The sequence below is a fragment of the Gordonibacter sp. RACS_AR49 genome, assembly GCF_030418435.1.
In the GTDB taxonomy this organism is placed as follows: Bacteria; Actinomycetota; Coriobacteriia; order Coriobacteriales; family Eggerthellaceae; genus Gordonibacter; species Gordonibacter urolithinfaciens.
In genome coordinates, this window is the sequence record NZ_JAIUDM010000001.1 from 225,541 (window position 1) to 252,036 (window position 26,496).

The window sequence follows — 26,496 nt, forward strand, 5'->3', positions numbered from 1 at the left end:
TTTCTCGTTTCATTCATCATAGCGTACTCAAAAGGGTACGGTTGCGGGAATCGCCGCGCGACCGCTTCCAGTTGGAATTTTCCGCAATTATTGGTTGCGGGCTATCTGAACTGGTAAAACATTGGCTAAAGACAGGAAAGGCGCCCGTTACTTTTTCCGTGCGATGTCCACGACCACCCAGAGGGACAGGATCGCGGCGCCCAGGTAACCGAAGAACGCGAGCACCGGCACGCCCAAAAGGCGCGGTTCCATGCTCGAGAGCGACAGCATGCTCGAGCCGATGAACAGCCCCGCGATGATGATGCCGATGGTCAGCCGGTTCACGATCTTCCCCAGATGCGAGAGCGGCGCCTCGCTGCCCAGCACCTCGGTGTTCACCTTCAGCTGGCCGCGCGTGAGCATCTTCAATGCCTCGCCGGAGTACTGGGCGGCGTCCATCGAGCCGCGTGCCGACGAGCGCAGCGCCAGCGCCAGGTCCTCCATGGCCCCTGCAAGCTCCTCGGCCGGATCCTTCGTGCGCTGGATGTGCGCGTTGATGATGGACACCACGTTCTCGTTCGGGATGAACGGAAGGATGGTGCCCTCCAGCGTCACCAGCCCGCGCGACACGCTCGTGATGGACGACGGCAGCGTGACCTTGCACGAGCGCGTGAGCATGAGGATGTCGTTCAGGAACATGCCGATGTCGATGTCGGCCACGTCGCACGAGCCGTAGTCCTCCAGCAGGAGGTCAAGGTCGGCCAGGAAGCGCGTGTGGTCGATGGCCGCGTTGTCCTTCGCGATGGCGAAGGACATGAGCGCCGTTTTGAGCTCGGTAGCGCTCTGCATGCCCACGGCCTGGATGATGTTGCCGAACCCGGCGCGGTCGTGCGGCGACAGGCGTCCCATGATCCCCAGATCGATGTAGACGACCTTCCCGTTGCGGATAAGGAGGTTCCCCGGATGCGGGTCGGCGTGGAAGAAGCCGTGATCGAGGATCTGGGTGGCGTAGTTATCGAGGATCTTCTCGCCGATCTCCTCCAGATCGTAACCGGCGGCCCGCAACCGGTCGGTCGCCAGGATGGGTATGCCGTCGATGTACTCCATGACCAGCACGTACTCGCCGCAAAGTTCCGGGTACACGTGCGGGCTGTCGATGAACGCCACGTCCTTGTTCAGCCGCGCGAACTCCTGGAGGTTCGCCGCCTCGCGCTGGAAGTCCGTCTCCTCGAGGAACGTGGCCCACAGCTCCTCCACCACGTCGCGCAGGTCGAGCATCTGGTCGTCCTTCATGAAGCGCGACGCCTGGCGCGCCACCATGCGCATGATGTCGATGTCGAGCGCCATGGTGGCCTTCACGCCGGGCCGCTGGATCTTCACCGCCACGACATCGCCGTTCGCGAGGCGCGCCTTGTGCACCTGCGCAAGCGACGCGCTGCCGAGCGGCGTGGGATCGATGGCGTCGAAGATGTCGCCTTGACGTTCGCCGTAGATGTCGTCGAGAGCCGCGAGCATCTGGTCGAACGGCAGCGGATCGCACTCCATCTGGAGTTTTGCCAGCTCATCGCAGTAGGCCTTCGGGAGGATCTCCGAGCGCGTGGACAGCGTCTGGCCGATCTTCACGAAGCTGGGGCCCAGGTCTTCCAGCATGGCGCGGAACTCTTCCGGCGAGAAGCCGCGCAGGAAATGGTGCTTCTGGAGGATGGAGTAGATCTCCTTCAGCCGGCGCGTGCGCGTCTTGCGGCTGAGATTGAACCGCCCTTCCGGATCGATCTCCGCGCCGGAGCTGAAGAAGTACTTGAGCAGCGTGTTGTCGGCCATGGCCATGGGCGGGCGCCTCTCTCGAACGCGCGCAGGGCCGCGGCTACGCGCCGGGCGTCTGGGGAGACGCAGGCGAGCCGCCCTCGATGGGGATCTCCACCGCGGCCGACTTCGCGGCCGACGTCTCCACAGGAGAGGCGTCGCCCACCTCGGCCTTGGCTGCAGGGGCGCCCTCGGCCGGCGTTGCGACCGGCGCCTGCGCGCTCTGCTTCGCGGCGATCTCGGCCGCCTTGGCCGCGAACGCCGCGCGCTCCTCGGGCGTCATGGTGGCCATGCGGGCCTCGAGGGCGTCGTAGCGCAGCGTGCTGGCCACGTCCTCGGCCTTGTGCTTGAGCTCGGTGTTGATCTGCTTGCCCTGGTCCACCGTGAGCTCGCCCTTCGAGATGAGCTGGTCCACCAGGTCCTTCGATTTCTCGGCGGTGATGGCCATCGCTCCGATGCCCGCCAGGAAGATGTCCTTGAATCCGTCGCCTATGGTAGCCATGAGAAGCCTCCTTCGTCGCGGTTCAGCCCGCTGCGCCGCAGCGCTGCCGGGCTCTTTGAACCATGATGCACCAAATCCGCGAAAAGGGCAATGAGCGGCGGAGGTTTGTAGGGAAAAGAGAACGCCGGGGAAAGATGCAGCCGAAACGGCCTGCGTGCAGGACGGCTCGGTCCTTCGCGACCGGCGCCTTCTACGGTCGCACGCCGGGCGCCCGCAGGGCTTTTCCGGCCGGACGCCCCGCACCGCTCTTTCCGGCAGCGAGGCCCGCATCTTTTGGCGCGGGCCTCGCTGCCGGAAGACCGTCATTCCTGCTCGTATGCCGGATGCGGAGGAACGAACGCCGCAGGCAGAGCCACCGACCCACGCACCGACGTGGCGGCCGCATAGGCAGGCTCGCCCAGCGACGCCGGCTCGCCGCCGAAGGCGGGCGCAGGCGCTGCCGCGGGAAGCGCATCCGCCGCAGCCTCTTCAGCCGCACCGGCCTTCTCGTCCAGACGTCCGTCCACCCACGTCTCCGCCACCACGCACACGACGATAACGGCTGCGCCCACAAGCCCCGCCGTGGAAAGCGTCTCGCCGAGCACGCCCCACGAGAACAGCGCCGTGAAGATGGGCTCGCCCGTGAGCAGCATGGACACGGTGGCGGACGGCAGCCGCTTCAGCGCCATGTTCTGAAGCGCGAACGTCAGGCACGTGCTGGCCAGCGCCAGGAACGCCACGGTCCCCCACGCGAGGGGCTGCACCGCCGCAACGTCGAGCGGCCGGTCGAACAGCAGCGCGCCGGCCAGCGAGAACACGAACGTCGCGAATATCTGGGTTGCCGACACGGTGACCACGTCCATGCGCGCAAGCCCCCGCTCGCCGAACACGAGCGCGCCGGCCAGCGACACGGCTGTGAGCAACCCGCAGAGCTCGCCCCAACCGAACGCGAACGACCCGCCGCTCGAGCACAGCAGGTACAGCCCGCCCACGACCGCCGCCTGGAACGGCAGGTGGACCAGCCGGTAGCGCCGGCGCAGCACCACGGCTGCCAAGATGGGCGTGAACACCACGGGAAGCGCCATGAGGAACCCCACGTTCGTGGCTGTGGTCAGGTCGAGCGCCACGTTGCAGGAGATGTACGACACCGCCATGCACAGCGCCGCCGGCAGCCAGTCGCCCAGGCGCGCGCCGCGCAGCCCCCGCACGATGCGCGGCCCGAACAGCACGGCGAACACCGCCGACGCCAGCCCGAAGCGGATGGCAAGCGCCCAAAGGGGCGAGATGCTCTCGTAGGCGAGCTTCGTGAAGGCGCTGCCGGAGCCGAAGATGACGGTTTGCAGCACGACGCTCGCAATGCAGATCCCGCGTATGTCCATGATGCGCGCCACGTCCCGCCTCCTCTCTTGTTTCCGCCCTGTCGTTGGACAGCGCAGAGCAACGCCCTGTCGCCTGGCAGGGCCCTCGGTCTCTGTTCCGGATTGCACCTATGGTATGCTTAGTCCAATTGAAAGTAAAACGAGACTTTCTTTATACAATTGAAAGTATTTCTTGTTACTACCGATCACAGCTTTACGAAGAGGATCGAAAACCATGGCCAACCAGAAATACGAGGCGTTCCTGAAAGTTTTGGAGACCGGCAGCTTCAAGGAGGCCGCGCGAGAGCTGGGCTACACGCAGGCCGGCATGAGCTACCTGGTGAACTCGCTGGAAAAGGAGCTGGACACCACCTTGCTCGTGCGCGACTACGGGGGCGCACGGCCCACTGCCGAGGGGGCGGACCTGGCACCGCTCGTCCAGGACGCCTGCAATGCCGAGCGCCGGCTGCATGCCCGCGCGGCCGACCTGCACCATCTCGAGGGCGGCAACGTGCGCGTGGTCACGTTCACCAGCACGGCCATCCAATGGCTCCCCGGCATTGCCAAGAAGTTCGGGCTCCTGCACCCCTCCGTCGAGCTCGACCTGGCCTGCATCGACGATCAGGCCGAGCTCGAGGAGGCTGTATGGAGGGGCGACTACGACGTCGGCTTCGCCGTGCTGCCCGTCAGGCTGAACCTGCGCACCGTGCCTCTCGCCCGCGACCCGCTGCTCGTGGCTGTGGCGCCCGACCACCCGCTGGCGAAAGCACCCTTCTTCCCCACCTCAGCCCTGTCCAGCGAGCCCTATATCAGGCTGGAGAGCGGAGCTTCGTCGGAGATGGACGGGGTGTTCCGCGCAAACGGCGTGGAACCGCGCGTCAGGTTCTCAATCGTGAGCGACTACGCCGCAATGTCGCTGGCAAGTGCCGGCCTGGGCTTCAGCGTCCTGTCCTCCCTCATCCTTGAGAACGCCCCCTTCCCCCTGGCCGCCCTGCCGCCCGAGGTTCCCGTCGACCGCGAGATAGCCCTCTGCCTGCGCCCAGGCGAAGAGGCCAGCGCCGCAGCGAGGGCGTTCGTGGAGGTTGCGCAGGCGTGGGTTGGGGGCAACAAAAGCCGCTGAAAAGTCACTGCACCAGCTGGCGACCCTCCTTCCCATACCACCCCTAATCGGAGTCGCACCGGGGCTTCTCGAGCTCGGCAATCCTCGCTTCGATCCCAGCTTGCTCTTTAAGCAACATGTACACGCGGTTGCTGTCCATACCGTCTGATCGCCCCTCATCGTAGTCACGGGGCTCGTCCGGGCGAAGGATCCTCATGATCGCAGTAAGCGACACGATAATCAGGCAGAGCCCGGCAAGCAGCGATGCTGTCCCCAAAACCATGCCGTGTACCCATAGGTTCCCTAACTCGTGAAAGGGTTTCGCGAATTCTTCAGGAGCCCAGAATAGGTAGTGCGAAACATCCCAAACACGGAACATACCAAACCCGCCTACCGCTGCCGCAGCGATCAAGGCGATAATCTGCCCCAGCGTCACACTTCCGCTCTTCTTGTCGCTATCTCCACATTCTTCAGCTGATGCCTCAACGCTCATTAGCGCAACCCTGTCCTTTCGTATTTGAAGTCGTGGGACTCTCTGCAAGCGCGCAGCGCCTCTGTCCAGAGGCTGTACGGATTCCTTGCGATCCTGCCCTGCGGCGTATCCAGGCGCATACCGCCATCCACCTCCACTGCTCGAGGCCCTTGAGGGGCCATGCCCGCTCTCGGACCACCTTCGACGACCTTGTCTACAAGATAGCGATAGAGCGAACTATGAAGAAGCGCCACATAGCCGACGAAAGCCGCATTGATAACCATGATGGCCACCAGAAGGCTCCAAAGTATAATAGCCTCACCTGAAACAAAGTTGGCACGGGCCGTTATGAAGAACAGTATGATAGCCATCGCTGAACAAATCGTCAGCACTACCGCCGAGACTTCCACACCCAAGCTGTCTCCCTTTCCGTCGCTCGTGCGGTTATAGATCCACGGACCAGCCGCAGTCGCCACCGCCAAAATCATCGCGGGGACCGACAGGTTGGCGAACCCGTCATGCGCCGAGGAAACGGAGGTGATGGCCGAGACGACCAAGACGGCCAAACAGAGAAATGCTGCAACGAACATAATGTGGTACGTATCGAGGGGCGCTTTTTTGTATCGGAACATGAACGAGGCATTTGACATGAGATGGCCGTTGCGAATGTAGATATGGGCATGCCTCTGCCCATATCGTTTCTGCATTTCCACGTACTCCGCATGAATGGTGCGCCTGTCGCAAGGATTGTCTTTGAGAAGGCTGCCTCTCGCATAATAGGTTCCCTCCGGACCTTCCAGGTAGAGATGGTAGCTTGTGCTTCTTCCAGCTCGAGCCAGGTTGTAGTACACCGTATCGGTTCTTTTGCCGAACCGGCCTATCAACCTATTGAGAAGCTCGAGCCTCCTCCTTCCACGTGGATTGGGAAACACGTTCGCAGGTTTTCGCTCTGTTTCGCACTTCTGTTCGAGATATAAGCCGAACACACGCGGAGGGAACGCATCCGCGCATGTCGAGGACGTGGCCAGGTCTTTCAATGCGGCCACGTGCAAGGATACACACACCGGTATCACATCCCTGAGACCCGAAAGCATATAGAGCATATGCTCGCTGAACCTGACGTCCTCGTCCGACGCGGCGAGTTCCTGCATAAGACGGAAGGTTTTCTCGGGAGCCTCGCAGTTCTCGTTCGCCTGCATATTGTTCAAGTAGCACTCGAGGTCATACCTGGTACCGGAAACCCATGGAAGGTAGCCCTTGAGCTTCTTCCTAGATCCAAACTCGTAGTTCTCGACTAGAGCGATTATATGCTCGGAGACCTCCGATTGCTTCACCGTCGGCAGATCGTTTCCATGCGTGTTGGATACGTTGAGTTTTATGGTGAGGTCTCCTCGTTTTTGGAAACTCACTGGCACCGTCAAGAAGCACGACACCACTTCCACTGCCTGGTTGACCGATAAGTCATTGATGCCAAGCATGCGAACCCCCCTTCTAGGAGGGGGGCAAACCTCGTAGTTGACCTTGCAATCAAGCATTTTGCGACCAGGTTCAACGAACTCACTGATGCGGGAAAACACGCTTCGCGGGTTAACGAGGGCGTTGTAGAAAAACTCGTCGGCATAGCGAAGCACGGCAGAAGGATCCGAGGGATAATCGTCTTCCTGAGCATACAGATCCTGCCATTTCCCATGCCCGCTCGGCGGAAACAGCGTGTCGACCGGCTCTTCGCGAAGTTCGTAGCCCCGATGATACAACTGCCAGTTCATCCACCCCGCAACCAGCATAAGAGGACCAAAGACCGCCCCGGCAACAAGCTCCACCTCGCCAAGAATATTGAATTTGCCTGAAAGCAAAACGAAGGCACCGTGCACAACCGTAAACGAGACTGCGAGAGCCGAAGCAACCATGACCACCATGGTGGCTCCACGTGCAAGGGAATTTGCCTGCCAATCGGAAGCCGCACGCCTAAAAAGACGCCGAACATCAGTCCAAAGAATATCGCTCAGCGAGCGACGACGTCGGCCCATGCCTCCCCCCAATCGCCCAATCTCAAGTAAAAACATTATGCTACCACGATTTCTTATTTATTTACTATATTAATTATATATGAGCTTTTTTATTCATTTATGTTTACTTAATAACCCATATCGATAACGGTGAAGAGGCGGTATCTGCGAAACATGTACTATCTCATAAGCGGCTATCTGTAGAACCCGCACCTAACGCGCCCCCTCCTCTTCAACCCTCAAGCTGCCTTGCACATCGAACTACAGCAAATACGAGAAAAGCGCATCCTTGCCTTTGGTCGTTTATCACCTTCAGAAAATGCCGCCCATAGCGAGTCAACTTATAGCGGGCCTTAGGGAATCATGGGAGGAAAAGGCGAAAGGGGCGGCATGAGCGACTACGACATCCGGAGCAAGATAGGCCTGCGCATCAAGGAGCTGCGCGCCGAGCGCGGGGTGAGCCAGGAGGAGTTCGCCAACCTCATAGGCATGTCGCGCTCCTACTTCGGCGAGGTGGAGACCGGCAAGCGCAACGTGGCAGCGGTCAACCTGGAGAAGATAGCCAAAGGCCTCGGCGTGTCGCTGGCCGAGTTCTTCGACTCGGAGTTCTTTGGGGAGGGGTAGGTTCCAGCCGAGCCCAACAATCCAACCATCGAGCAGCCAGCCAAACATCGAGAAAACCACCCCGCAATGAAATTATCACTTTTTCGCTGACATAATGACATGGGGGGGGTAGCAACCGCTCGCCGACCTCCTAGCTGATAAGCCGCTCAGAGGGTTCTCGTATGTGCACGACACCCACTCATCACTGAAGGCAGTATCGAGCGAAAAGGGCCTTGGCGCGTCCGACACCTTTGGCGTGCTGTACGGAGCGACGGAGAAAACCGAGCAGCTAATTCACCAACTCAAATCGGCAATACCGCGTCAAGTCCAAAGAGGCACATGCAAGCACCATCGAGCAGCTCGGAAACGACTTCCTTTCCAAGCAGAAGTCGAAACATCGAGAAGATTCAGAGCACTGTGCAAACTTTAAAAAGGCGCTCAAACAGATAGGATTCGGAGACAACAGCTACCGTTTCCCCGTGGAGCGGAACCCCGACTACGCCAAGCACCACGACAACGAGATCGGGCTGTTCGCCACCGCTCTCATGGATTGATACGGCCAAACACCTTGCAACTTCCCTCTGCCATTACAGACATAACATGCGGACGTACCCGATCCGTCCCAGTAACATACTGCAGAGAAGAGCGCGTGTTTATATCGATTCTTCCCGAATCGTCGCACCTTCATTCGTCGAAAACCCGAGTAAGAGCAACTGAACGAAGCTAGTGGCAAAATCCCTCCGCAGCACAGCCCCTCACTCAACATAGAATCAATACCATCTCATTCAAGTCGAATCAACCTACACCATATTCCATGTAAGAACAGTGTCCTCTGCAAGATCCATCTTCACCGTCCGCCCAATTATCACGTCAACAAAGGCGGGCGCAATACCTGTACCCGGGCGTTTGGGCATCAGGTCGTCCACACCTATAACCTCGCCTGTATACATATCGCGTGTCAGCACCAGCGAGCGCCTAGCCTCACGACGGGACTCCTCCTCGCAGGGCAACACTACCTTGTCTGCGCTCCCCAGCACACTATCGATAAGTCGGAAGTTTTCAACCGCATGCTTAAAATCGGCGATATCACCCGAATGATAGTGGTCGTTGCCAGAAAGACCCTTATCCAACGTGAAGTGCTTCTCGATCACTTGCGCTCCCAATAGATATGCCGCAGAAAGCACCTGCATGGCGGAGTCGGGTGCCACGTGGTCCGAATACCCCACCTTATGCCTCGGAAAGTCTTGGGCAAGTGTTTCGATTACACGTAAGTTCGCATTAGCTGGGTCCGTAGGATAACTCAGCACACAATGCAAGATCGTAATGTCTGTGCAACCCGAACGCTCCAAAGTCCGCACAGCCTCGTCCACTTCCGACAACCAGCTCGCCCCCACGCTTAGCACCACGGGCTTTCCTTTTGAACCAACATGCTCGAGAAAGGGAAGGTTCGACGCATCCGACGACGATATTTTATAGAAGTCGACATAACGTTCTAGATAGTCAGCACTGGCATAGTCGAACGGCGTAGCGGTAAAGTCCATCCCTTTGAAGTGTGCATATTCGCAAAGTTCTGCAAACTCGGCTTCGTTGAACGAATCATACTTCTGAAATAACTCGTACTGGGTCTTAGTAGGCTCTTTGGTGATGTCCCAATAAGCCGGCGAGTCCTTCGATACGATGGTTTCCGCCTTGTAGGACTGAAACTTTGCGCAGTCGCAACCCGCCTCCGCCGCTCCGTCGATGTAACGCTTGGCAGCATCTACGGGAGATATCCCCTCAACCTTCGCAGTGTCATAGAAATTGACACCCATCTCGGCGATCAGATACGGGGTTGTGGCTCTCATTTCGCTCCTTCCGTCGTTTGGATGCGGTTTTAAAGACTATTTATAAGGCCCATGACGCGCCTGCGGCCATTACGCAGATCGTGGGAAAGCAGCATGTCCTGGAAACGCTGGCGCGCTTCGCGCGATAACGTTAAGTACATATCAAGATTCGATTTCAGAATTTCATCGGGAGGATTTAAACCCAGATAGGTAAAACCGTTCTCGTTGCAAACAAAGCCATGCTTCTCCTCTCGTTTGTTCTGAGCCATCGCAATGGACGGGATTCCCATGAGCGCAAGTTCATAGCCGGTTCGACCACGAGAGGTAACAGCCACATCGCACGCGCTCATGAGCTCTGGCATGTTGGCCATGTCGTAGAGGACCTCAATGTTCGGCAGCGAGTTATATTCCAACAACCCATCGACATTGTGCTTCGCGCGTCCAAGCACTACGGTGAAATCCACATCCTCGTACTTGTCGTCCCCTGCGACAATGGCGAGCAGCCTGTCTGAATAGTTCTGCGGGTCGGCACCCCCAAATGACACAAACACACGCTCTACCCTCTGCTTGATCTCGATAGGATGGTAGAATAGAAAGGTTTTCGACGAGATGTAATACCTCTCACCCGCTTTAACATGAGGTAATTCATCATCATGGTAGAGAGCGTTGAATACAAGGTCGGCCTTAAGAGCCCCTTCTCCGTCATCCTCAAAATTTACAATCTTCGCCTCGGGAACTACGGAGCGCAATCCGATCATATAGTCAATGGAAGTGGAAAGTATATCGTTTACGAAAAGAGTGTAGTCCTTGTTGCGGCAGCGTTCGAACAGATCAGCGATACCGTCCACACCGATGAGCTCGTGGGCGGTACGACCAAACACAATCGGATCGGTCTGGTTCACATCGTAATAGATATCGGGCTTTGAATAGAACTCATCTGCCATCTCAAGAGCACGATAGATATGCCCGATGCCACGCATGTTATTGCCGTTCACATAGATGGCAACGCTTTCACGCCTCAAGTGCGCAGTCGCGCATCGCAGGTCGTCGAACGTGTCCACATCTATCCCCTCACCAGACGGCACCTCGAACACACCTACCTTTTCGCCAATACGCGTCTGCGGCGTCACAACAGAGGCACGCGAGATCACAAATGCCCCGGTTTCCGCATAGTCAGCAGGTAGCCACTGGCGATTCAGCCGCTCGGCATAGTTCGGGCTTATGCCCCCTTCAGCATTCTCTCCCCACGAAAGGCGCGGATCGTTCACAACAGAAATGAGAGTATCGAAGTCTTCGTCAATCGCACGCCGAATAGCAGAGTCCAGCGTCGCAGTCGTAAGCGTCGGTGATGTTGGCTGCATGGTGACCACCCAGTCCCATGCGCCCTCGAATGCCGCATCTGCCACCACCGCATCGAGCGCCACGTCGTCGGTGCACAGTGCAGCCTCCCTCCAATGCACCCGTGCACCCATCTGCTGAGCAATGATGCGCACTTCAGGGGAGTCCGTCGTCACAACCACATTGGTAACGAACTCGGAATCAAGTGCATTTCTAATAGCATAGTACACAAGCGGGCGCCCTCCCACCAAGCGTATGTTCTTATTGGGAATGCCCTTCGATCCCGCACGTGCAGGAATGACAGCAAGGATGCTCATTGTCGACATTTCAGAACCGTGTCCCATCTACTTGAATTCGAGATATCGCTTGCTTTCCATACAGTCGACGACGCGTTTAGCCTCCCAAAGAGAATTCATGCGCGAAGGGCTCATATTCCATATACCTTCGTAATCCCTTGCGCTAGGAAACAGCTCATAGAACCACTTGCAAGGACTCGTCATATCTTCAAGGAACGCTTTGCGTATGGCGGGGTGCCTAGAGTACCAGTCGTCTGTCATAATGCCGCTGCCGCGCATCGCGAAGGCAACTTTCTGTGCGAACAGGGACAGATTCGATTGATTCATCTTGGTAGACCCAAACGTTTCCTCGCCGATTTCTGTGTATTCCGGCATTTTCGCGGCAATAAGCTCCTTGAGAACGCGCCTCTCTTCAACGAGCGGAGCATCCCACCTCAAAGCATCGCGAATCAGAAAAGGCGTATATATTGTGTAACTCTTTTCAGTACCGAGTCCGCTCTCATAAGCTCCGTTGCGACCCGTTGGGCCAAGCGCTCGCGTCCTATAATCCAGCGTGATATCGGCCGGCCTATAACCTCGCAAAGCGCAATCTTCTACGAATGAGCGTACCTTTCGCGCTGTCCTCCCATAAGCCCCCTTTCCAACGATGGCATCCCACTGCTCGCGGTTCTTGCCGCCCTCGATATCAACCCCACTCGCGCCCAACTGACGCATCTGCTTTCGAATGGAATTTTCCGTATAGGCATAGGCCCTTACCTCGCCAATGGCCAAATGAAGAAGATATGCGCACAAGTCATCGACGCTCATCTTGTCCGAATGGTTAAACGCTGAAACTCCCACGAGCATAGGCCCTATAGCCTGCCCCCCTCCGACAAGCACGTCGAATCTCGGGCGCCCTTCGCTTTCGTATTTATAAGCGTTCGTGTAATGTCCCCCAGTGCCAAGAGGTTGGTTTTCGAGCATTAAATCCATCTTCGAACGAATAGAGTGGGGTTGCCACTCAACGTTGCAATAGTTGGTTCTTGAAGTATTTGCGAGCTCATGTGCCCTTTTCAAACTCGATGCAAGCAGAACTCCGTGGGGCCTCGCCTTACCAACGTTGAAGCATTCCAGCTCGAGCCCAGCATCCGACAAATAATGAAGAGCAGTTCTTGAATCAAGTCCGCCGGAAAGCCCCAACCCAAAAACAGCATCAGGATGCCTCTCACCTAAGCAACAAGCCATATGTCTCATGGCTGCATCGAACTGTTCAACCGCCTCATCCACGTCCACAATATCGCCGCTTCTCCGGATATCACCATAGGAATGCACGTCGAGAGCCCATGAGCGCGCATCGAATCTCCCGATGCAGTTCGCCCCGAGCCACTTGAGGTTCTTGACAGGAGTTGAATGATCGCAAGGAAATCCCCCACCCATGACAATCGATTCAGCCAGAGAGTCCTTGTCAACACCCTCAAAACCGGGCTGTATTCGCTTCAACACACCCCATAGCGAATCAGAAAGAACAAGACGATCATTAGTATGGTAGTAAAACAGAAGCTCCCTGCCGCTGATGTCGGCAGCGAACACGCAGCTCTTTTCATCATAAGTGACCGCATAGAGCGCCGAGCAGCCTTCGTTCAGCCGATCTGGCTCCTCCTCCCATTGGCTACTAAAAAAGTCAGATTCGCTGCGCTCAAACAACTCGCCAACGAAGAATGACTTTCCATTGGAAGATCTCTTCAAACTCGACGGAACAGAACGCTCAACAACATCGGATTCAAGTAAAACTTCGCCGTCGAACCGCCTTCTATAATCAATGAAAAACAAGAGAATCACCCCTTATCGTCATCAAATAATCGATCGATTCTTCTTGAACCTCACAACAAGCAGGACGCATAGGACTAAGCTCAAAGCCCAGCGCGCTGCGAGTACATCGACAAGAAAGGTGAGTGCAGCGGTTGCACACACGCAAGCTATCACATAGGGAGCAAACCATTTAAGCGTCATAGTGTACTCGTCTACCATAATCCGCGCGGATATATGATGCATGACAAAGAGCAGAACGAAGGCCGCGCAGGTCGCGACAGCCGAGCCAACCATCCCCCAAATTGGTATCAATAAGATGTTAAGCGCAATGTTGAAAGCCGCCGCAACAAGTGTCGCAAGAGCTATGCCGACAGTATTGCGATGGTAAAGCTCGCAGTTCAGCGGCCATGTATACAAAAACTGGAAGAAATAGCCAGCTATAACCACCGGCAAGATAACAAGACCCGAGTAATAATCCTGCGTTCCGAGCAACTTCAGAATTTCCGGCGATACGCACATCAATATCACAGTGATTATCAGCACATTCAACGTATACCTACGCTCATGAGTTTTCAGTGCGTCCTCATCGCCTTGCGCCTTCAGCTCATAGTATTCAGGCTGCCAAGCTGCCCCAAGAGATTGGGTAATCACGCTGATAGGCAAGGCAATATTGTATACAAATGAATATATTCCCGCCGCATCCGAACCAACCATCGAATTGAGCATAAGACGGTCACTCTGATTGATCACAAGATAGGCTATGCCGTTGAAGATCATCGGAATGGAAAAGCTGAGGCAGAATTTCCATTGCTTGGGTGCAACGAACCTCTTTCCTTTGAAGAAAAAGAACACGCACACACCCACACCAACGGCAACGGTTGGAACAGAATAGCCCCAAACACGATCAAAGTAAGAATTGTCACATACAGAAAACAAAATGAGCAAAACAGACAAACCGATCTGCGCGAAAGCCAGGATACAAGATATGAGCAGATCGCCAGGAGCATTCTTAATCGCCGAGCAATAGCATTTACGAAGATTCGAACATGTTAAAAAAAACGCAGTGATTACAGCGAGCAACCAAACACCCTGATCAAGGTTCAGTAAAAACGCTACTGGCTCGATGAATATTATCGACAGAACAAGAACCACCAAAAAGACAACCAGGTCAAGGAACAGGATCGACGAGCAGTAGGCCTTTAAACTCTCTTTTCCGTACGTCAGCTTCGCATTTTGAATCGTTCCTTCTATCCGAAGGCCAATTATTTGCGAGACGAGCGCCACCCAGGTGATATATACACTTGCGAGACCATAGTCGGAAGTGCTCATCATCCGTACAAATATTGCGGAGGCAAGAAAATTGGAAGCGCCTAACACAAAGTTTCCAACTGTGTAAATGAATGCTCGCCCGGAAAGACTATTATTCATCTTCTGAAGCAAGCTCATCGAGCCACCTGCCCCGAAGTGGCCGTCCTTTTGCGGTTTCTCGTGATTCCAATCGCAAAGGAGCGTAAGGGAATTTCACTGCTAAGCCCGATCATCACAAACGCAAGGAGTCGAAAATCTCTGAAGAAACCAGAAAGGAAAAGGCTCCCGATAAAGAAGGCGACAAGGATCGCCTTACCTTTTTCTCCCCATTTAATCTTGCTGAGAAGATGGGCGACAACGAAGTAGTAAAAAATTGCGAAGAGCAACCCTTCTTTCAGCACAAGGTTTAAAACCTCTTCGTGCGGTTGAACCAGTCGATATCGTCCGCTTATAAGGTAGTTTGCGGTACTTGAATAATCTGTTGACGAAATACCAAGCTCGTCAAATACATCACTATCGTACCCGTAAAACAAAAAATCAGGGGTTCTTGTCATCAATTCAAAACAATATACGTTTGAATTCATGCGGATTGCGTTAGATGAGTCGTTTAAAGACTCTTTGTACGACGACGTACCGTCCTCCACGATCACATTAACCCAGAAATAGCTAAACCCAATGATGACAATCGTGGAAACAGCGAACACACAATAGAAGAACTTTGCGGTCAGTTTTTCGTCGATCTTTTGGTCGCGAAGCCATGACGCTTTACGGAGTTTTAACATCGCTAGTAGCGAAAGGGCAACAACAATCAAGCACATTAGAATGTACTGCCTACCAAAATACAGGAATGGGTAGATGCTGCCAAGAATTAGCCCTGTTTTCCAACCCTTCTTGTAAGCTAAGCAAACCAGAAGGAACATAGCAACTGCGGTGTCGTTATTGTCCGGTACGCCAAAAAAGACAGGAGAGTAAAACAGCCCCTGAAACGCACCTTCGATGCTCGAAAAGAAAGCAGGCGACACAAGATACATCACAAAAGTACCCGCGACCACCACCATGCTTGCCCAATAGAACACCTTGGTGGCAGACTCCATTTCATTAACCTTCAGAACTGCAACAAGGATATATACGTCCATAAGCAGCAAACAGAACTTAACGAGCTGTTCCTTAGAATACGGGCTAAATGCAAGTATGACCAAAATGGAAAAGCAGAGTCCGAGAACAGCGCCGTTAAGCTTCACATTGCCCACACGAGAAGTCTCTTCAGATCCATTTAAGTGCAATAGAGCCAGCATGACCATAAGCGCCGTGTAAGTCACATAAAGATATACAGTCGATATTTGAGTGAAGAAGCGGATAAACATGAACAGCAGTGTTAGGCACCACGCCCACTCGCCCGGGACCCACTCGACAATGCGTTTCTTCCTAGTGCTCTTCGAACGCGGCATACCTAAACGCATAGTATTTCCCATATCACACCTCAAACGGCAACTGTTCAAGGCGCGGATTGCTTCGAAGAGATCGCTGCCTATCCTTCGACCTAGCGCGATACGCCTCCTCGCAGACAGCGAGGAGACCGCCCATCTCATCCCTTGACCTAACTTTCGAGAAGCCCCAATAACGCTCCAGCAATTCGCGCTGTTTACCGGTCAGCGAGTCAGTCAACACGGAAAATTCAGCAGCAACCTCGGCCTTCTCCGCTGCCTGACTTCTCGCATAGGCATTGTTGAACTCAGAATCATCGAGCGCGCTATCGGAACTGTAACGCTTCTCTTGATCGAAAATATAATGTGGCCTTTCGAGATAACCGCAGTAGCCTACTTGCGTTCCCACGCTGTTGGACATAGCGAGATCGGCAAGAAAAATGAGGCTTCGCTGTCGCGCCAGAAAAAGCGCATCTTCGCGATAGCCCGCAGTGACCACATGATAGCCAAGGCCCTCGTAATCTCCAGCAACGCCATTCAATAAATCTCGGTAGTAGAGGCAGATCAGAACACTATCAATTTCCTGCTCCCTCTTCACCCGTTCGATTTCTGAAACGAGACATGCAAGCTCGTAGGTGACCTTCACTCGATCCACCGAATGGCTAGGGAAGACAAGGAGTGTCTTCCCTAGCTCATCACGCGCTTTTTCCATTTCAATTTCGTCGAGGTAATCCGGAGCGTAAGCAATATACGGACCCACCATCGCCACCGGCACATCAGATACAGCTCGGATATGTTCCAAGCGGGCAGGACTGAAGGTGATGAGACATGGAAGCCCACTTCCCTCGAGTTCTTGCCCGTTTACGTAACTGCCGAAATGGACACCATGTTCCACGCATGCTTTGATGCAACTCTGCGCTCCAGAGAACGTGCGCAGAGCTTCCCCTATGCCATAGAAGCTATTAGCTCGATAAACTTCACGGGAGCACTCGAAACGAAAACCCATTGTAGCGCGCCAATCAAGGAGATCGGATGCAGTCCGGGCGGCAAATCCTTCCCGTGCATTCACCCGCCGTGCCGCCCACGCATAATAACATTCTGCAAGACGCTTGCGCAGCGCCTCATCCCAGATAAGAGCCCTTGTTGCCTCATTCACCGCAAAACGCAACCCGCTTTTCACGTTCCTGATCGCATTCACAGCTACTCAACCACCCGTAAATCTGCAGGGGCCGAAGCTCGAAGAAATCTCTTGTAGACCCAAGTGCGCAGAATATTTGGCATGAGACAAACTAGAATATGAGGGGTCGTACATGCCAAGAACTCGAGCAAGCCGTAGTCTCTACGTTTGAGGCAAGCCGACTTGAAGCGAAGCATATCGCGCATGTAAGAAAATCCACCTCTACGCGCATAGAAATCTCGACTTACGCGCATATAGACAAGCGGCTCTTGGATATTATGGAAAACACATCCTGTATTTTTTAGCCGCATATACAGGTCATAGTCCTCGAAGTATGGCATACACTGGTAACCGCCCGCCTTCTTCAAAATGCTTTTTCGATACATAAGCGAGGGGTGCCTGAAGGGGCAACGTTTTTGGCCAAATTGGACTATTTCTTCATTGGCCTCTGGCAGATCAACCAGTGAAACGATGTTGCCTATGTTATCTTCGAATTCCAGCACCGTGCTTCCAACACAACCAAGCTCCGGGTGACATTCAAACAGGGTGAGCTGTTTTTCCGCACGATCAGGAATCGACCAATCATCAACGTCCATTCGCATGATGAACTCGTTGCGACATACAGGAATGCCGACACTTAAGGCATGCCAAAGACCCTTGTTCTCGGGATAGCAAAAGAATGTAAAAAGACCGGGATAATCATTGTCGTATTCACTTAGAACACCATCCAACTCTTCTGTCAAAGGGCCATCCTTGACGACGAGAATCTCATCTGGTTTGACCGTTTGAGCTAAAATGCAATCGAGACAGTTTTTAAGAAATGCGGCATTTTCTTTGTAGTAAACACTGATCAGACAAGAGTAGGGCGGAAACACTCCACCCCGACTCCGATTTTCTGCCGTCATCGCCCGCTCCTTCTCTTGCCGAACATAGCCCCGAACGTGCCGAGGAAGCAGCGGGCGTCCATCTTGAAGCCGGCGTTGCGCACGTACTCAAGCTCGATGCGCTGGCGCTCACCCGACTCGAAGGTGGCGTCGTTTCGCGTGGTGGCCTGCCAGAGGCCCGTGATGCCCATGGGGACGCTCAGGTACTCCTCCGCGTCATCGCCGAACCAGGCGAGCTCGTCTTGCGTGATCGGCCTGGGCCCGATCACCGACAGGTCGCCTTTGAGGACGTTGAGGAACTGGGGCACCTCGTCAAGCGAGGTGGCCCGGAGAACCCTCCCCACCCTTGTCACGCGGGGATCGCCCTCCACCTTGCGCTCCTTCTCCCACTGCTCCAGCTGCTCGGGCGTCAGGTGCCTCGTCACGTCATCGGCGTCGGCGACCATGGTGCGCACCTTAATCACGCGGATCAGCCTCCCGCCTTGGCCCACGCGCTCCTGCGAGTAGAGCGGAGCGCCCGGCGACTCCGCGGAGATCATCGCGCACAGCACCGCCATAGGCGCTGCGAGGAGGACGATCGCAGCCGCGCTGAACGCTATGTCGAAGGTCCTTTTGCATGCCCTGTAGAAGAGGCTCCCGTTCCTAGCCACGGGGCGTCACCGCCCGCAGCAGGGTCGGAGGGGCGCCTCTAGTAAGCGCCCCCCCCCGTGAGCATGATTCCGACCGTGCGGGCGATCACCTTGAGATCAGTCAATACGCCCTGCTCCTCGATGTACTTGAGGTCCAGCTCCACCATGTCGTCGAAGGTCGTGTCGCTGCGGCCGCTCACCTGCCAGTAGCCGGTGAGGCCGGGCTTGACGGAGAGGCGGCGCATGACGCGCTCGTCGTACTGGGCGACCTCGGAGGGCAAAGGCGGGCGCGGGCCGACGCAGGAGAGCTGCCCGAGCAGGCAGTTCAGGAACTGCGGGAGCTCGTCTATGGAGTGCTTGCGGATGAACCGGCCGATGCGCGTCACGCGGGGGTCGTCCTTGATCTTGAAGAGGGGGCCATCAGCCTCGTTGAGGTCCTGCAAGTCGGCCAGACGGTCGTCGGCGTCGGCGTGCATGCTCCTGAACTTGAACATGTCGAAGGTCTCGACCTCGCCGTTCCTGCCGATGCGACCCACACGCTTCTGAGAGTAGATGGGGTTGCCGGGGCTCTCGATGCGGATGGCAAGGCACAGCAGAAGCGACGGGACCAGCAGCACGGCGATCACAGCTAGGGAGAAGACGATGTCGAACGCCCTCTTTAGGAAGCGGTATGCGAGCCGGCCCTCCTCGCGAGAATAAGCAGCACGCGCGACTTCGGGATCGACAAAGGGGTTTTCGCCAACTGCGATAACGGCAGATCCGTCATCACGAAGCGAGCGGAAGGGGCGATGCGTAGCCGGCGACGACTCGGACAACTCGACATCGAAGCCATCGAAAGGGAGGGCGGCCTCAGCCGACAGGTTGGGAGATTCTTCAAACTGGTTTGTTGTTGTGTTTTCTGACAATCTCTAGTCCGACTTTGAGGTTCAGCGTGCGGCCGAACATCGTCGTTTCTACGTACGCCAGCCTTTTGTGGCGGTCGATCTTCTTTACCAGGGCGGTATGGTGGACCAGCGGGCCTTTCGTTATGCTGATCTCGTCGCCCTCTATCACGCCCTCCGACATTTCCACCACGCGGTGGTCTTTGGTCGTGAAGGAATCGATGAAGGCTATCTCATCTGCGTTAAGGGGAATGAACGCGTTGTCGTTTCCCAGGAGCTTGGTGAACGCGGGAACCTTGCGGAGCTCGTCCGCAGCCTGGTCGACCTTATCGGTAATAAGGAACAGATAGCCGGGAAGCAGGATCTCGGAGCGGCGCCTCCACTCGCCCTTGATCTTCTTCATGATCTCGTACTGGGGAATGAAGCACTCCTGCAGCACATCGTCATCAACGAGCTGCTCCACCAGATGGAGGACGCGGCGCTCCCTGCCGCCGACGACTTGCACGACATACCACATAGCCAGCCTCCTGCCGAAGGGCCTATACAAAGGTAAAGCTTCGCCATGCGCCGGAAGGCGATGCGAAACGACAACGTTATTCATCCTCCTACTCGCAACGAGACGCGCACCCAGCGACGATCCCTCGCTTGTAAGATATGCCCGGCGGTCTAGCCGCCACAGCCGAAAAGGCGCGGAGAAGGCGGAGGCGGGAAGCGCGCACGGTCGTAATACCCCGTGCAGTCCTCGCAGACCCACTGCTTTCCTGCGTCAGCCAGAAGGCGCGGCACTGTGCGCGCTCCTCCGAATTCGGCCTTTCACCAGCCGCCATGGGAAAACAACATCCATCGCAGAGCAAAAGATTATGTATTCCCTGATTAAACTGGCGGTTGTCATTATAAATCATAGGTTCAGGTTTACAGTTTAGCAACGCCAAATGTGAAGAATCTTTCTTCGGGGTGGCGTTTATTCGGTTAACCCCCCCCCCCGCTTTCTCCTTCGGCAATCGACTTTGAATATCTGACGACGGAGCAAGCGGCACGTCCGACACGGAATACCCACCAGAGCATCCTTCACAACTCGCGCGCGTTCTTCGCCGCCTCGCAGGAACAGCCGCTGCGCACGGAGCGGAAATGCCCGCCAAAGCCAGGGAGAAGGGCTTATTGCACAACACGCCAATTGTCCCGTTAAAGAGGAATTACTACGTTTACGAGGCAAAAGATCAATTTCTCATTGACAAACGCGTCGAATGGCCGCTATCATTTCATGGAGTAAGGCTGTAAACCTGTGTTCGCGTGAAGAGCACCCAAGGAAAGAAGGATTGAATGAAGAAGAGGATTGTAGCGATTGCTTGTGCTGCAGCACTCATGCTTGCGCTCCCGACGCTGGCATGGGCAGCCCCGAGCCCGAGCAACAACGGCACCGCCACGGGCTCCAACGGCGTGACCGCTGTCGTCAAGGCTGGTTCTGGCACGATCGAGAGCGTGGCTTCCACCACTACGCAGGCTAGCAACGTTCCGGCCGGCACCGACATCGTCGCCTCGTTCGAGGTTACGGGCGATGCCACCAACGTCGACCTGACGTTCAACGTTGGCACCCAGTACGCTGGCCATGCCTTCACGGTGTATGTGCAGCACACTGACGGCACCACGGAAACCCTGACGGGAACCGTCGCCGCTGACGGCACCGTCTCCATCCATGTCGACAAGCTGTCGATCTTCTCGATCGCCATCGGCGACAAGGTTGCCGACTCGGCTGCTGCCAACACGGGCGCCAAGTCCCCGCAGACCGGCGTTGACCTCGGCACCGTTGCCGGCGCCACCGTCGTGACGGCCATCGCCGCCGGCGCTGTGTTCGTGGCCCTGCGCAAGAAGGTCACCGAGTAGCACAAGCGTTTCAAGCAAGTCTTATATAGAACTTGTATCGAAGAGACCTGTTTTACAACAGGTCTCTTCTTTTATGCGTAAACGGTTTGATACCATAGTCGAAACATCTGCAGTACGACCCACCTGTATTGAAAGCGAGCGGTCTCACCCATGCCGAAAGCCCCCTTGGACCAGCACGACGACCTCCAGCCCCGCCACGCTAAGGCGGAGAACCCTGCGGCCAGGAAGAAGAAGCGATCCATCGTTATCCTGGCGGTGCTCCTCGTCGTCCTCCTGTGCGGCGTCGCCGCCGGGTGCGGCTACCTGATCTGGCAGCAGGGCGAGCTCAACCGCGTGGCCGAGGAGATGCGGAGCACGCCGGAACCCGTGGTGGAGCAGCCGGCGCAGGACGCGGCCGACGACCGCGTGGAGAACCCCATCGATTTCGTCTCGCTCAAGCAGGAGAATCCCGACATCTACGCATGGGTCTACGTACCCGGCACCGACGTGAACCTGCCCGTGCTGCAAAGCGCCACGAACGACTTCCTCTACCTCGACCACAACAAGGACGGCGAGTACGCCGTGGAGGGCGCCATCTACACCGAGATGGCCAACAGCACCGACTTCACCGACCCGGTTACCGTGCTTTACGGCCACAACCTGCAGAACGGCACCATGTTCTCCACGTTGCACTACTTCGAGAACGAGGACTTCTTCAACGAGCACGACACGCTGAGCATCTACACGCCGGGACACGTGCTCACCTACCGCGTGGTGTCGGCCTACCTCTACGACGACCGCCATATCCTGAACTCCTACGACCTCTCGAACCCGACAGTGAGGCAGGAGTACTTCGACTTCGTCATGCATCCGGATTCTTTGCTGGTTAACACCCGAAGTGACACCGAATTGTCAATTGATGATAAAATAGTGCAGTTGAGCACGTGCATGAGCGATACCAACCACACCGCGAGCCGCTATATCGTCACTGGAGTTTTGATAGATGACCAACCGACCTACTAATAGACCGCCCTCCCCTCAAAGTCGACCGGCCTCAACGCAGGCCCCGAGTCGCTCGACGGGTCAACCCACGGCGGGTCGTACCGACTCCTCGGAGTTCTTCGCGCAGCAAGCAGCCTCCCAGAGCCAGGAAGTACTCGTCCGCAAGCGCAAGCGGAGCCACTCGAAGCGCAAGAAGCGCATCCGCATCGCGCTCGTCGTGCTGGCCGTGGTTGCGCTGGTAGGCGGAGGCACGGCCTGGGGCATCATGAGCACCATCAAGGCAGGCGAGGGCGCCATTCACGAGGCCTCCCAAGCCGAGGACATCCAGACGATCGAGAACGCCGTCACCTACGACGAGGGCAAGACCGTCAAGTACAACGGGCACACGTACGCCCTGAACGAGAACATGGTGTCCATCTGCGTCATCGGCTTCGACCGCACGGCTCCGGCCGAGGTGGGCGAGAAGGCAGGCCAAGCCGATGCCGTCCTGGTGATGGCCCTTGACACGGAGACCGGAGAGGCGACCGCCATCGGCCTCCCCCGCGACAGCATGGTGGAAGTGGGCGAGTTCGTGGGCGATGCGTTCATCGGCCTGGACAAGATGCAGCTGTGCTTGGCTTACAGCTACGGCGACGGCAGGGAGACCAGCTGCCAGTACACGACCACCGTGGCCTCGCGCATGCTGTACAACATGCCCATCTCGTACTACTTCGCGCTCGACCTGAGCGGCGTCGGCCCTCTGAACGATGCGATCGGCGGGGTGGCGCTCACACCGCTGCAGAGCATCCCGGACACGGCTATCGTCGAAGGCGAGGACACGGTGCTGTTCGGCAGCAACGCGCTTCGCTACGTGCAATGGCGCGACACGTCGGTGCTCACGTCGTCGCTCGACCGTCAAGCGCGCCAGGTGCAGTACATCAAGGCATTCGCCGCGCAGGCGCTCGGCATGGCCCAAGGTAACGTGGGCACGCTGCTGGACCTGTTCAACACGGCCAGCGAGTACTCTATCACCAACCTTGGCGTCAGCGAATTCGGCTACCTGGCCACCTCGGTGCTCTCGAGCGGCATCACGAACCTCAACGTGACCACGCTCTCGGGCGAGATGCAGCATGGCGAGAAATACGCCGAGTACTACCTCGACAAGAATTCCGTGTACGAGACGGTTTTGGACGTGTACTACCGCCAGGTCGACTAACCGACCTGCAAATGCCATACTTGGGCCCGTTAGGAGAGATAACCCGTGACCTTGTTAGAACTGCTCCACCTGCTTCGGAAGAAGTGGTATCTGGTCGTCGTGTTCCCGCTCGTTTTCGCGGGGGCCACCGCCGTCTACTGTTGGGGATTCATGTCGAACGACTACACGTCCGACGTATCGCTCTACGTGCTCAACAAGACCGATGAGCAGAGCTCGAACATCACGAGCAGTGACACTACGGCCAGCCAGCAGCTGGCGAACGACATCGCCGTCATGGCCCAGTCGAACCGCGTGATCGATGCCACCGCCCAGTCTCTGGGCATGAGCACGCTCAAGGGCTACGACATCAAGGTGACCTCGGCCACCACGAACCGCGTGATCACGCTGAGCGTGACAGGCAAGAAGCCGGAGGCCGTGGCGCAGATTGCCAACGAGCTGGCCAAGCAGACGGCCGACACCGCCGTGGAGGTCATGGAGCTCAAGGCCGTCAACATCGTCGACGCCGCCCAGGTTCCCAACGCCCCCTCGGGCCCGAACCGCATCATGTACACCGCCGTCGCCTTCTTGGCGGGCCTGTTCTTCGCCGTGGCGCTCATCGTGCTGCTCGACCTTATCGATACCACCGTGAAGAGCCCCGAGGAAGCCGAGGAGCTTCTGGGGCTGCCCGTGCTGGGCCGCATGCCCGCACTGAAGGGTAAGGGGAACTAACATGGCCAAGAAGAGCAAGAAGATCCTCGCGCGCTTCGAGCACCCGCAGCTTTCCAACGCGTCGAAGACGCTCCTGGCGAACATCCGCTTCGCCTCGGCGGACGAGAAGGTGAAGACCATCGTGGTCACCTCCTCGGAGCAGAACGAGGGCAAGACCATCGTGTCCACGAACCTGGCCAACGCCATAGCCACGGCAGGTAAGAAGGTGCTCATCGTGGAGTGCGACATGCGCCGCCGCTCCCTGGGCAAGCTGCTCGACGTCCATCCGGCAAACGGCCTGTACGCTGCCCTCTCGGGCTCGGCCTCGCTCAACGACGCCATCCTGCCGACGCACATCCCGAACCTGTACTTCCTCGACGCCGAGCCGAACATCCCGAGCCCCGCGGACATCCTGAGCACGAAGCGCTTCGCGTCGCTGGTGGACAAGCTGCGCGACTCGTTCGACTACGTTATCTTCGACACGCCCCCCGTGTCGTTGTTCGTGGACGCCGCCATCTTGAGCAGCCTGGTGGACGGCACGCTGCTGGTCATCCGCCAGAACCAGACGAAGCGCTCCCTCGTGGCGAAGTGCGCCCAGCAGCTCCGCGTGGCCGATGCCCGTATTCTGGGCACGGTCATGACGTTCTGCACCGACGACGAGAGCAGCTACTACTACGCCTACTACACGCAGGACGGCAAGCGCGTGAACAAGGAGGACTTCGAGCCGTCCGCCATGCCTTCCGACCTGAACAACCCCGTGTCCTGGGAGAAGGAAGGGCACACGTCCCCACGCCGTGCCTCGTCCTCCCGCCCTGCGGCGCAGCAGCCGCGCACGGGCATGCCGGACGGGCAGGCCATCGCCCCCGGAGCGGGCAACCCTTACGCGCCCAACGCTTTCAAGGCCATGACGCCGGGCGGCAAGGCGCCGCGCCACAAGAACCGGACGCGCTCGTAGGCGAAGGTTGCCAGGAAGCGGGTTCCGCGGATGTTCGACCTCCATTGCCATATCCTGTTCGACGTCGACGACGGGTCGAGCGACTTCGCCGAGTCGCAGGCCATGCTCAACGCTGCCCGCAAGTCGGGCATCGACAACATCGTCTGCACGCCCCACTGCCGGGGCTCGCGCTTCGACTATCAGCGCATCGTCGACCACTTCGATGTGCTCAGCCGGTTCGCGCATTCGCAGGGCTTTCAGATGACGTTGGGTTTCGAGGTGTACTGGGAGAACCTGATAAGCTTCGGAATCGACAACGCGTCGCACCTCTGCTTCGAGGGCACGAACCTGCTGCTGCTGGAATTCGGCGTGGCCAGCCTGCCGCCGAATTGGCAGCGCATCATCTACAACCTGCAAGGCCAGGGCATCCAGCCCATCATCGCGCATCCGGAGCGCTACCGGCCCGTGCAGAACGACATCGGCGTTGCCGAGGAGATGAAGGATCTGGGTTGCCTGCTGCAGCTGTCGGGGAACTTCGCCGCAGGCGGGTTCCGCAGCAACAGCAAGCGGGCGGCGCTCAAGCTGTTGGAGAACGACCTGGTGGATTACATCGCCTCGGACGCCCACTGCGTGGAGGACTACGCCGACTACCGCAAAGCCATCAAGATCGCCCAGAAGTACTAGCATGAAGGCGCCGCCCGAGAGGCGGCGCCTTCTTTCTCAGGCTCGGGACAAAAACAACAAGAGGCCCCCTGGCACCCAAGGTCGGCCCATCATGCGGCCTACCGTGCTTCTCGCACGTGGGAACAGCATGGAAGGGTCGAGATCCGGTGCCAGGAGGCCTCGCAGCGTCGAGCATTTCTGTCGGCCCGCAGGCCGACAGAGCACCTTAGACGCGCTTGATGAAGCGGCCGTCGCGGGTATCGATCTGCAGGATGTCGCCAATCTCGACGAACGTGGGAACCTGCAGCTCCACGCCGGTCTCCAGCGTGGCGGGCTTCGTCGTGTTCGTAGCCGTGTCGCCCTTGAAGCCGGGCTCGGTGTGCGTGACCTCGAGCTCCACGAACATCTGGGGCTCGATGCTGATCAGCTCGTCGCCGGCGTAGAGCAGCGTGGCCTCGTCGTTCTCCTTGAGCCACTGGGCGGCGTCGCCCACCATCTCTGCCGAGACGGCCGTCTGCTCGTAGGTGTCGTTGTCCATGAAGTTGAAGTCGGCGCCATCGTTGTACAGGTACTGGAGCTTCTTCGACTCGAGGCGCACAGACTCCACCTTCACGCCCGCATTGAACGTGTTGTCGATGACGCGGCCGGTCTTGATGTCCTTGAGCTTCGTGCGGACGAACGCGCCGCCCTTGCCGGGCTTCACATGCTGGAACTCCACGATGGTGCACAGCTTGCCGTTGTACTCGATGCACATGCCGTTCTTGAAGTCGGCGGTAGAGATTGCCATTCCCTTGGTTCCTTTCGAT

At 57.2% G+C, this 26,496-nt stretch carries 24 protein-coding genes; 8 read left to right on the top strand and 16 right to left on the bottom strand.

Going from position 1 to position 26,496, the window contains the following annotated elements; translation table 11 throughout:
- Positions 1 to 147: 147 nt before the first annotated feature.
- The 3 genes from LB310_RS00925 to LB310_RS00935 form a co-directional block, all read right to left on the bottom strand.
- A complete protein-coding gene (locus LB310_RS00925; protein ID WP_367316800.1) occupies positions 148 to 1,800 on the bottom strand; it encodes an ABC1 kinase family protein in 1,653 nt (550 codons plus the stop codon).
- 43 nt (positions 1,801 to 1,843) lie between these two features.
- A complete protein-coding gene (locus LB310_RS00930) occupies positions 1,844 to 2,284 on the bottom strand; it encodes a phasin family protein (RefSeq protein WP_301154078.1) in 441 nt (146 codons plus the stop codon).
- 302 nt (positions 2,285 to 2,586) lie between these two features.
- On the bottom strand, positions 2,587 to 3,654 hold the full coding sequence (locus LB310_RS00935; RefSeq protein WP_301154080.1) for a DMT family transporter: 1,068 nt from the start codon (positions 3,652 to 3,654) through the stop codon (positions 2,587 to 2,589).
- 202 nt (positions 3,655 to 3,856) lie between these two features.
- Here LB310_RS00935 and LB310_RS00940 point away from each other — a divergent pair, with 202 nt between their 5' ends.
- Complete coding sequence (locus tag LB310_RS00940; RefSeq protein ID WP_301154081.1) at positions 3,857 to 4,741, top strand: LysR family transcriptional regulator; 885 nt, start codon at positions 3,857 to 3,859, stop codon at positions 4,739 to 4,741.
- A 43-nt stretch (positions 4,742 to 4,784) separates the two neighbouring features.
- Here the strand turns inward: LB310_RS00940 and LB310_RS00945 are convergent, their stop codons facing one another.
- Positions 4,785 to 5,213, bottom strand: a complete 429-nt coding sequence (locus LB310_RS00945) for a hypothetical protein (protein WP_301154082.1) — start codon at positions 5,211 to 5,213, stop codon at positions 4,785 to 4,787.
- Entirely contained in the window at positions 5,213 to 7,108 is a 1,896-nt protein-coding gene (locus LB310_RS00950) for a hypothetical protein (RefSeq protein ID WP_301154083.1), read from the bottom strand. Before LB310_RS00950 ends, LB310_RS00945 begins: the two co-directional genes overlap by 1 nt.
- A 480-nt stretch (positions 7,109 to 7,588) precedes the next feature.
- Here LB310_RS00950 and LB310_RS00955 point away from each other — a divergent pair, with 480 nt between their 5' ends.
- Positions 7,589 to 7,822 carry a helix-turn-helix domain-containing protein gene (locus tag LB310_RS00955; protein WP_278806070.1) on the top strand — a complete coding sequence of 78 codons (234 nt, stop codon included), beginning with the start codon at positions 7,589 to 7,591 and terminating at the stop codon, positions 7,820 to 7,822.
- A gap of 779 nt (positions 7,823 to 8,601) precedes the next feature.
- On the opposite strand, the gene LB310_RS00960 is transcribed toward LB310_RS00955, so the two are convergent.
- Genes LB310_RS00960 through loaP form a run of 10 tightly spaced genes read right to left on the bottom strand, consistent with a single transcriptional unit; the run spans position 8,602 to position 19,866 of the window.
- Complete coding sequence (locus LB310_RS00960) at positions 8,602 to 9,645, bottom strand: N-acetylneuraminate synthase family protein (RefSeq protein WP_096227882.1); 1,044 nt, start codon at positions 9,643 to 9,645, stop codon at positions 8,602 to 8,604.
- A gap of 29 nt (positions 9,646 to 9,674) precedes the next feature.
- The gene (locus LB310_RS00965; RefSeq protein WP_096228656.1) at positions 9,675 to 11,279 is read right to left on the bottom strand and encodes a cytidyltransferase; all 1,605 of its coding nucleotides are present in this window, start codon (positions 11,277 to 11,279) and stop codon (positions 9,675 to 9,677) included.
- A gap of 27 nt (positions 11,280 to 11,306) precedes the next feature.
- The gene (locus LB310_RS00970) at positions 11,307 to 13,067 is read right to left on the bottom strand and encodes a hypothetical protein (protein ID WP_301154086.1); all 1,761 of its coding nucleotides are present in this window, start codon (positions 13,065 to 13,067) and stop codon (positions 11,307 to 11,309) included.
- A gap of 21 nt (positions 13,068 to 13,088) precedes the next feature.
- On the bottom strand, positions 13,089 to 14,492 hold the full coding sequence (locus LB310_RS00975; protein WP_301154087.1) for a lipopolysaccharide biosynthesis protein: 1,404 nt from the start codon (positions 14,490 to 14,492) through the stop codon (positions 13,089 to 13,091).
- Positions 14,489 to 15,826, bottom strand: coding sequence for a hypothetical protein (locus LB310_RS00980; RefSeq protein ID WP_301154089.1), 1,338 nt, complete (start codon positions 15,824 to 15,826; stop codon positions 14,489 to 14,491). The genes LB310_RS00975 and LB310_RS00980 overlap by 4 nt, the downstream gene beginning before the upstream one ends.
- Before the next feature lies 1 nt (position 15,827).
- Complete coding sequence (locus LB310_RS00985; RefSeq protein WP_301154090.1) at positions 15,828 to 16,958, bottom strand: hypothetical protein; 1,131 nt, start codon at positions 16,956 to 16,958, stop codon at positions 15,828 to 15,830.
- A gap of 20 nt (positions 16,959 to 16,978) precedes the next feature.
- Entirely contained in the window at positions 16,979 to 17,860 is an 882-nt protein-coding gene (locus LB310_RS00990) for a glycosyltransferase (protein ID WP_301154092.1), read from the bottom strand.
- Positions 17,857 to 18,489 (bottom strand): sugar transferase, encoded by a 633-nt coding sequence (locus LB310_RS00995; RefSeq protein WP_096227876.1) that lies wholly within the window; start codon positions 18,487 to 18,489, stop codon positions 17,857 to 17,859. Before LB310_RS00995 ends, LB310_RS00990 begins: the two co-directional genes overlap by 4 nt.
- Positions 18,490 to 18,527: 38 nt before the next feature.
- Positions 18,528 to 19,373, bottom strand: coding sequence for a sugar transferase (locus tag LB310_RS01000; RefSeq protein WP_367316797.1), 846 nt, complete (start codon positions 19,371 to 19,373; stop codon positions 18,528 to 18,530).
- A complete protein-coding gene (gene loaP, locus LB310_RS01005) occupies positions 19,342 to 19,866 on the bottom strand; it encodes an antiterminator LoaP (RefSeq protein WP_278806165.1) in 525 nt (174 codons plus the stop codon). The genes LB310_RS01000 and loaP overlap by 32 nt, the downstream gene beginning before the upstream one ends.
- A gap of 803 nt (positions 19,867 to 20,669) precedes the next feature.
- On the opposite strand from loaP, the gene LB310_RS01010 reads away from it, so the two are divergent.
- The 6 genes from LB310_RS01010 to LB310_RS01035 all read left to right on the top strand — a co-directional run bounded on the left by LB310_RS01010 (position 20,670) and on the right by LB310_RS01035 (position 25,711).
- Positions 20,670 to 21,230 (top strand): hypothetical protein, encoded by a 561-nt coding sequence (locus tag LB310_RS01010; RefSeq protein WP_278806166.1) that lies wholly within the window; start codon positions 20,670 to 20,672, stop codon positions 21,228 to 21,230.
- A 150-nt stretch (positions 21,231 to 21,380) separates the two neighbouring features.
- Positions 21,381 to 22,232, top strand: coding sequence for a class B sortase (locus LB310_RS01015; RefSeq protein WP_278806167.1), 852 nt, complete (start codon positions 21,381 to 21,383; stop codon positions 22,230 to 22,232).
- A complete protein-coding gene (locus tag LB310_RS01020) occupies positions 22,213 to 23,406 on the top strand; it encodes an LCP family protein (protein ID WP_278806168.1) in 1,194 nt (397 codons plus the stop codon). Before LB310_RS01015 ends, LB310_RS01020 begins: the two co-directional genes overlap by 20 nt.
- Before the next feature lie 45 nt (positions 23,407 to 23,451).
- Positions 23,452 to 24,114: a YveK family protein gene (locus LB310_RS01025; protein ID WP_087191215.1), complete on the top strand. Its 663-nt coding sequence runs from the start codon at positions 23,452 to 23,454 to the stop codon at positions 24,112 to 24,114.
- Position 24,115: 1 nt separating this feature from the next.
- Positions 24,116 to 25,048, top strand: coding sequence for a CpsD/CapB family tyrosine-protein kinase (locus LB310_RS01030; protein WP_301154093.1), 933 nt, complete (start codon positions 24,116 to 24,118; stop codon positions 25,046 to 25,048).
- A 30-nt stretch (positions 25,049 to 25,078) separates the two neighbouring features.
- Positions 25,079 to 25,711 (top strand): CpsB/CapC family capsule biosynthesis tyrosine phosphatase, encoded by a 633-nt coding sequence (locus tag LB310_RS01035; RefSeq protein WP_087191213.1) that lies wholly within the window; start codon positions 25,079 to 25,081, stop codon positions 25,709 to 25,711.
- Between the two features lie 205 nt (positions 25,712 to 25,916).
- On the opposite strand, the gene efp is transcribed toward LB310_RS01035, so the two are convergent.
- On the bottom strand, positions 25,917 to 26,477 hold the full coding sequence (efp, locus tag LB310_RS01040; RefSeq protein ID WP_087191212.1) for an elongation factor P: 561 nt from the start codon (positions 26,475 to 26,477) through the stop codon (positions 25,917 to 25,919).
- Positions 26,478 to 26,496: the final 19 nt, after the last annotated feature.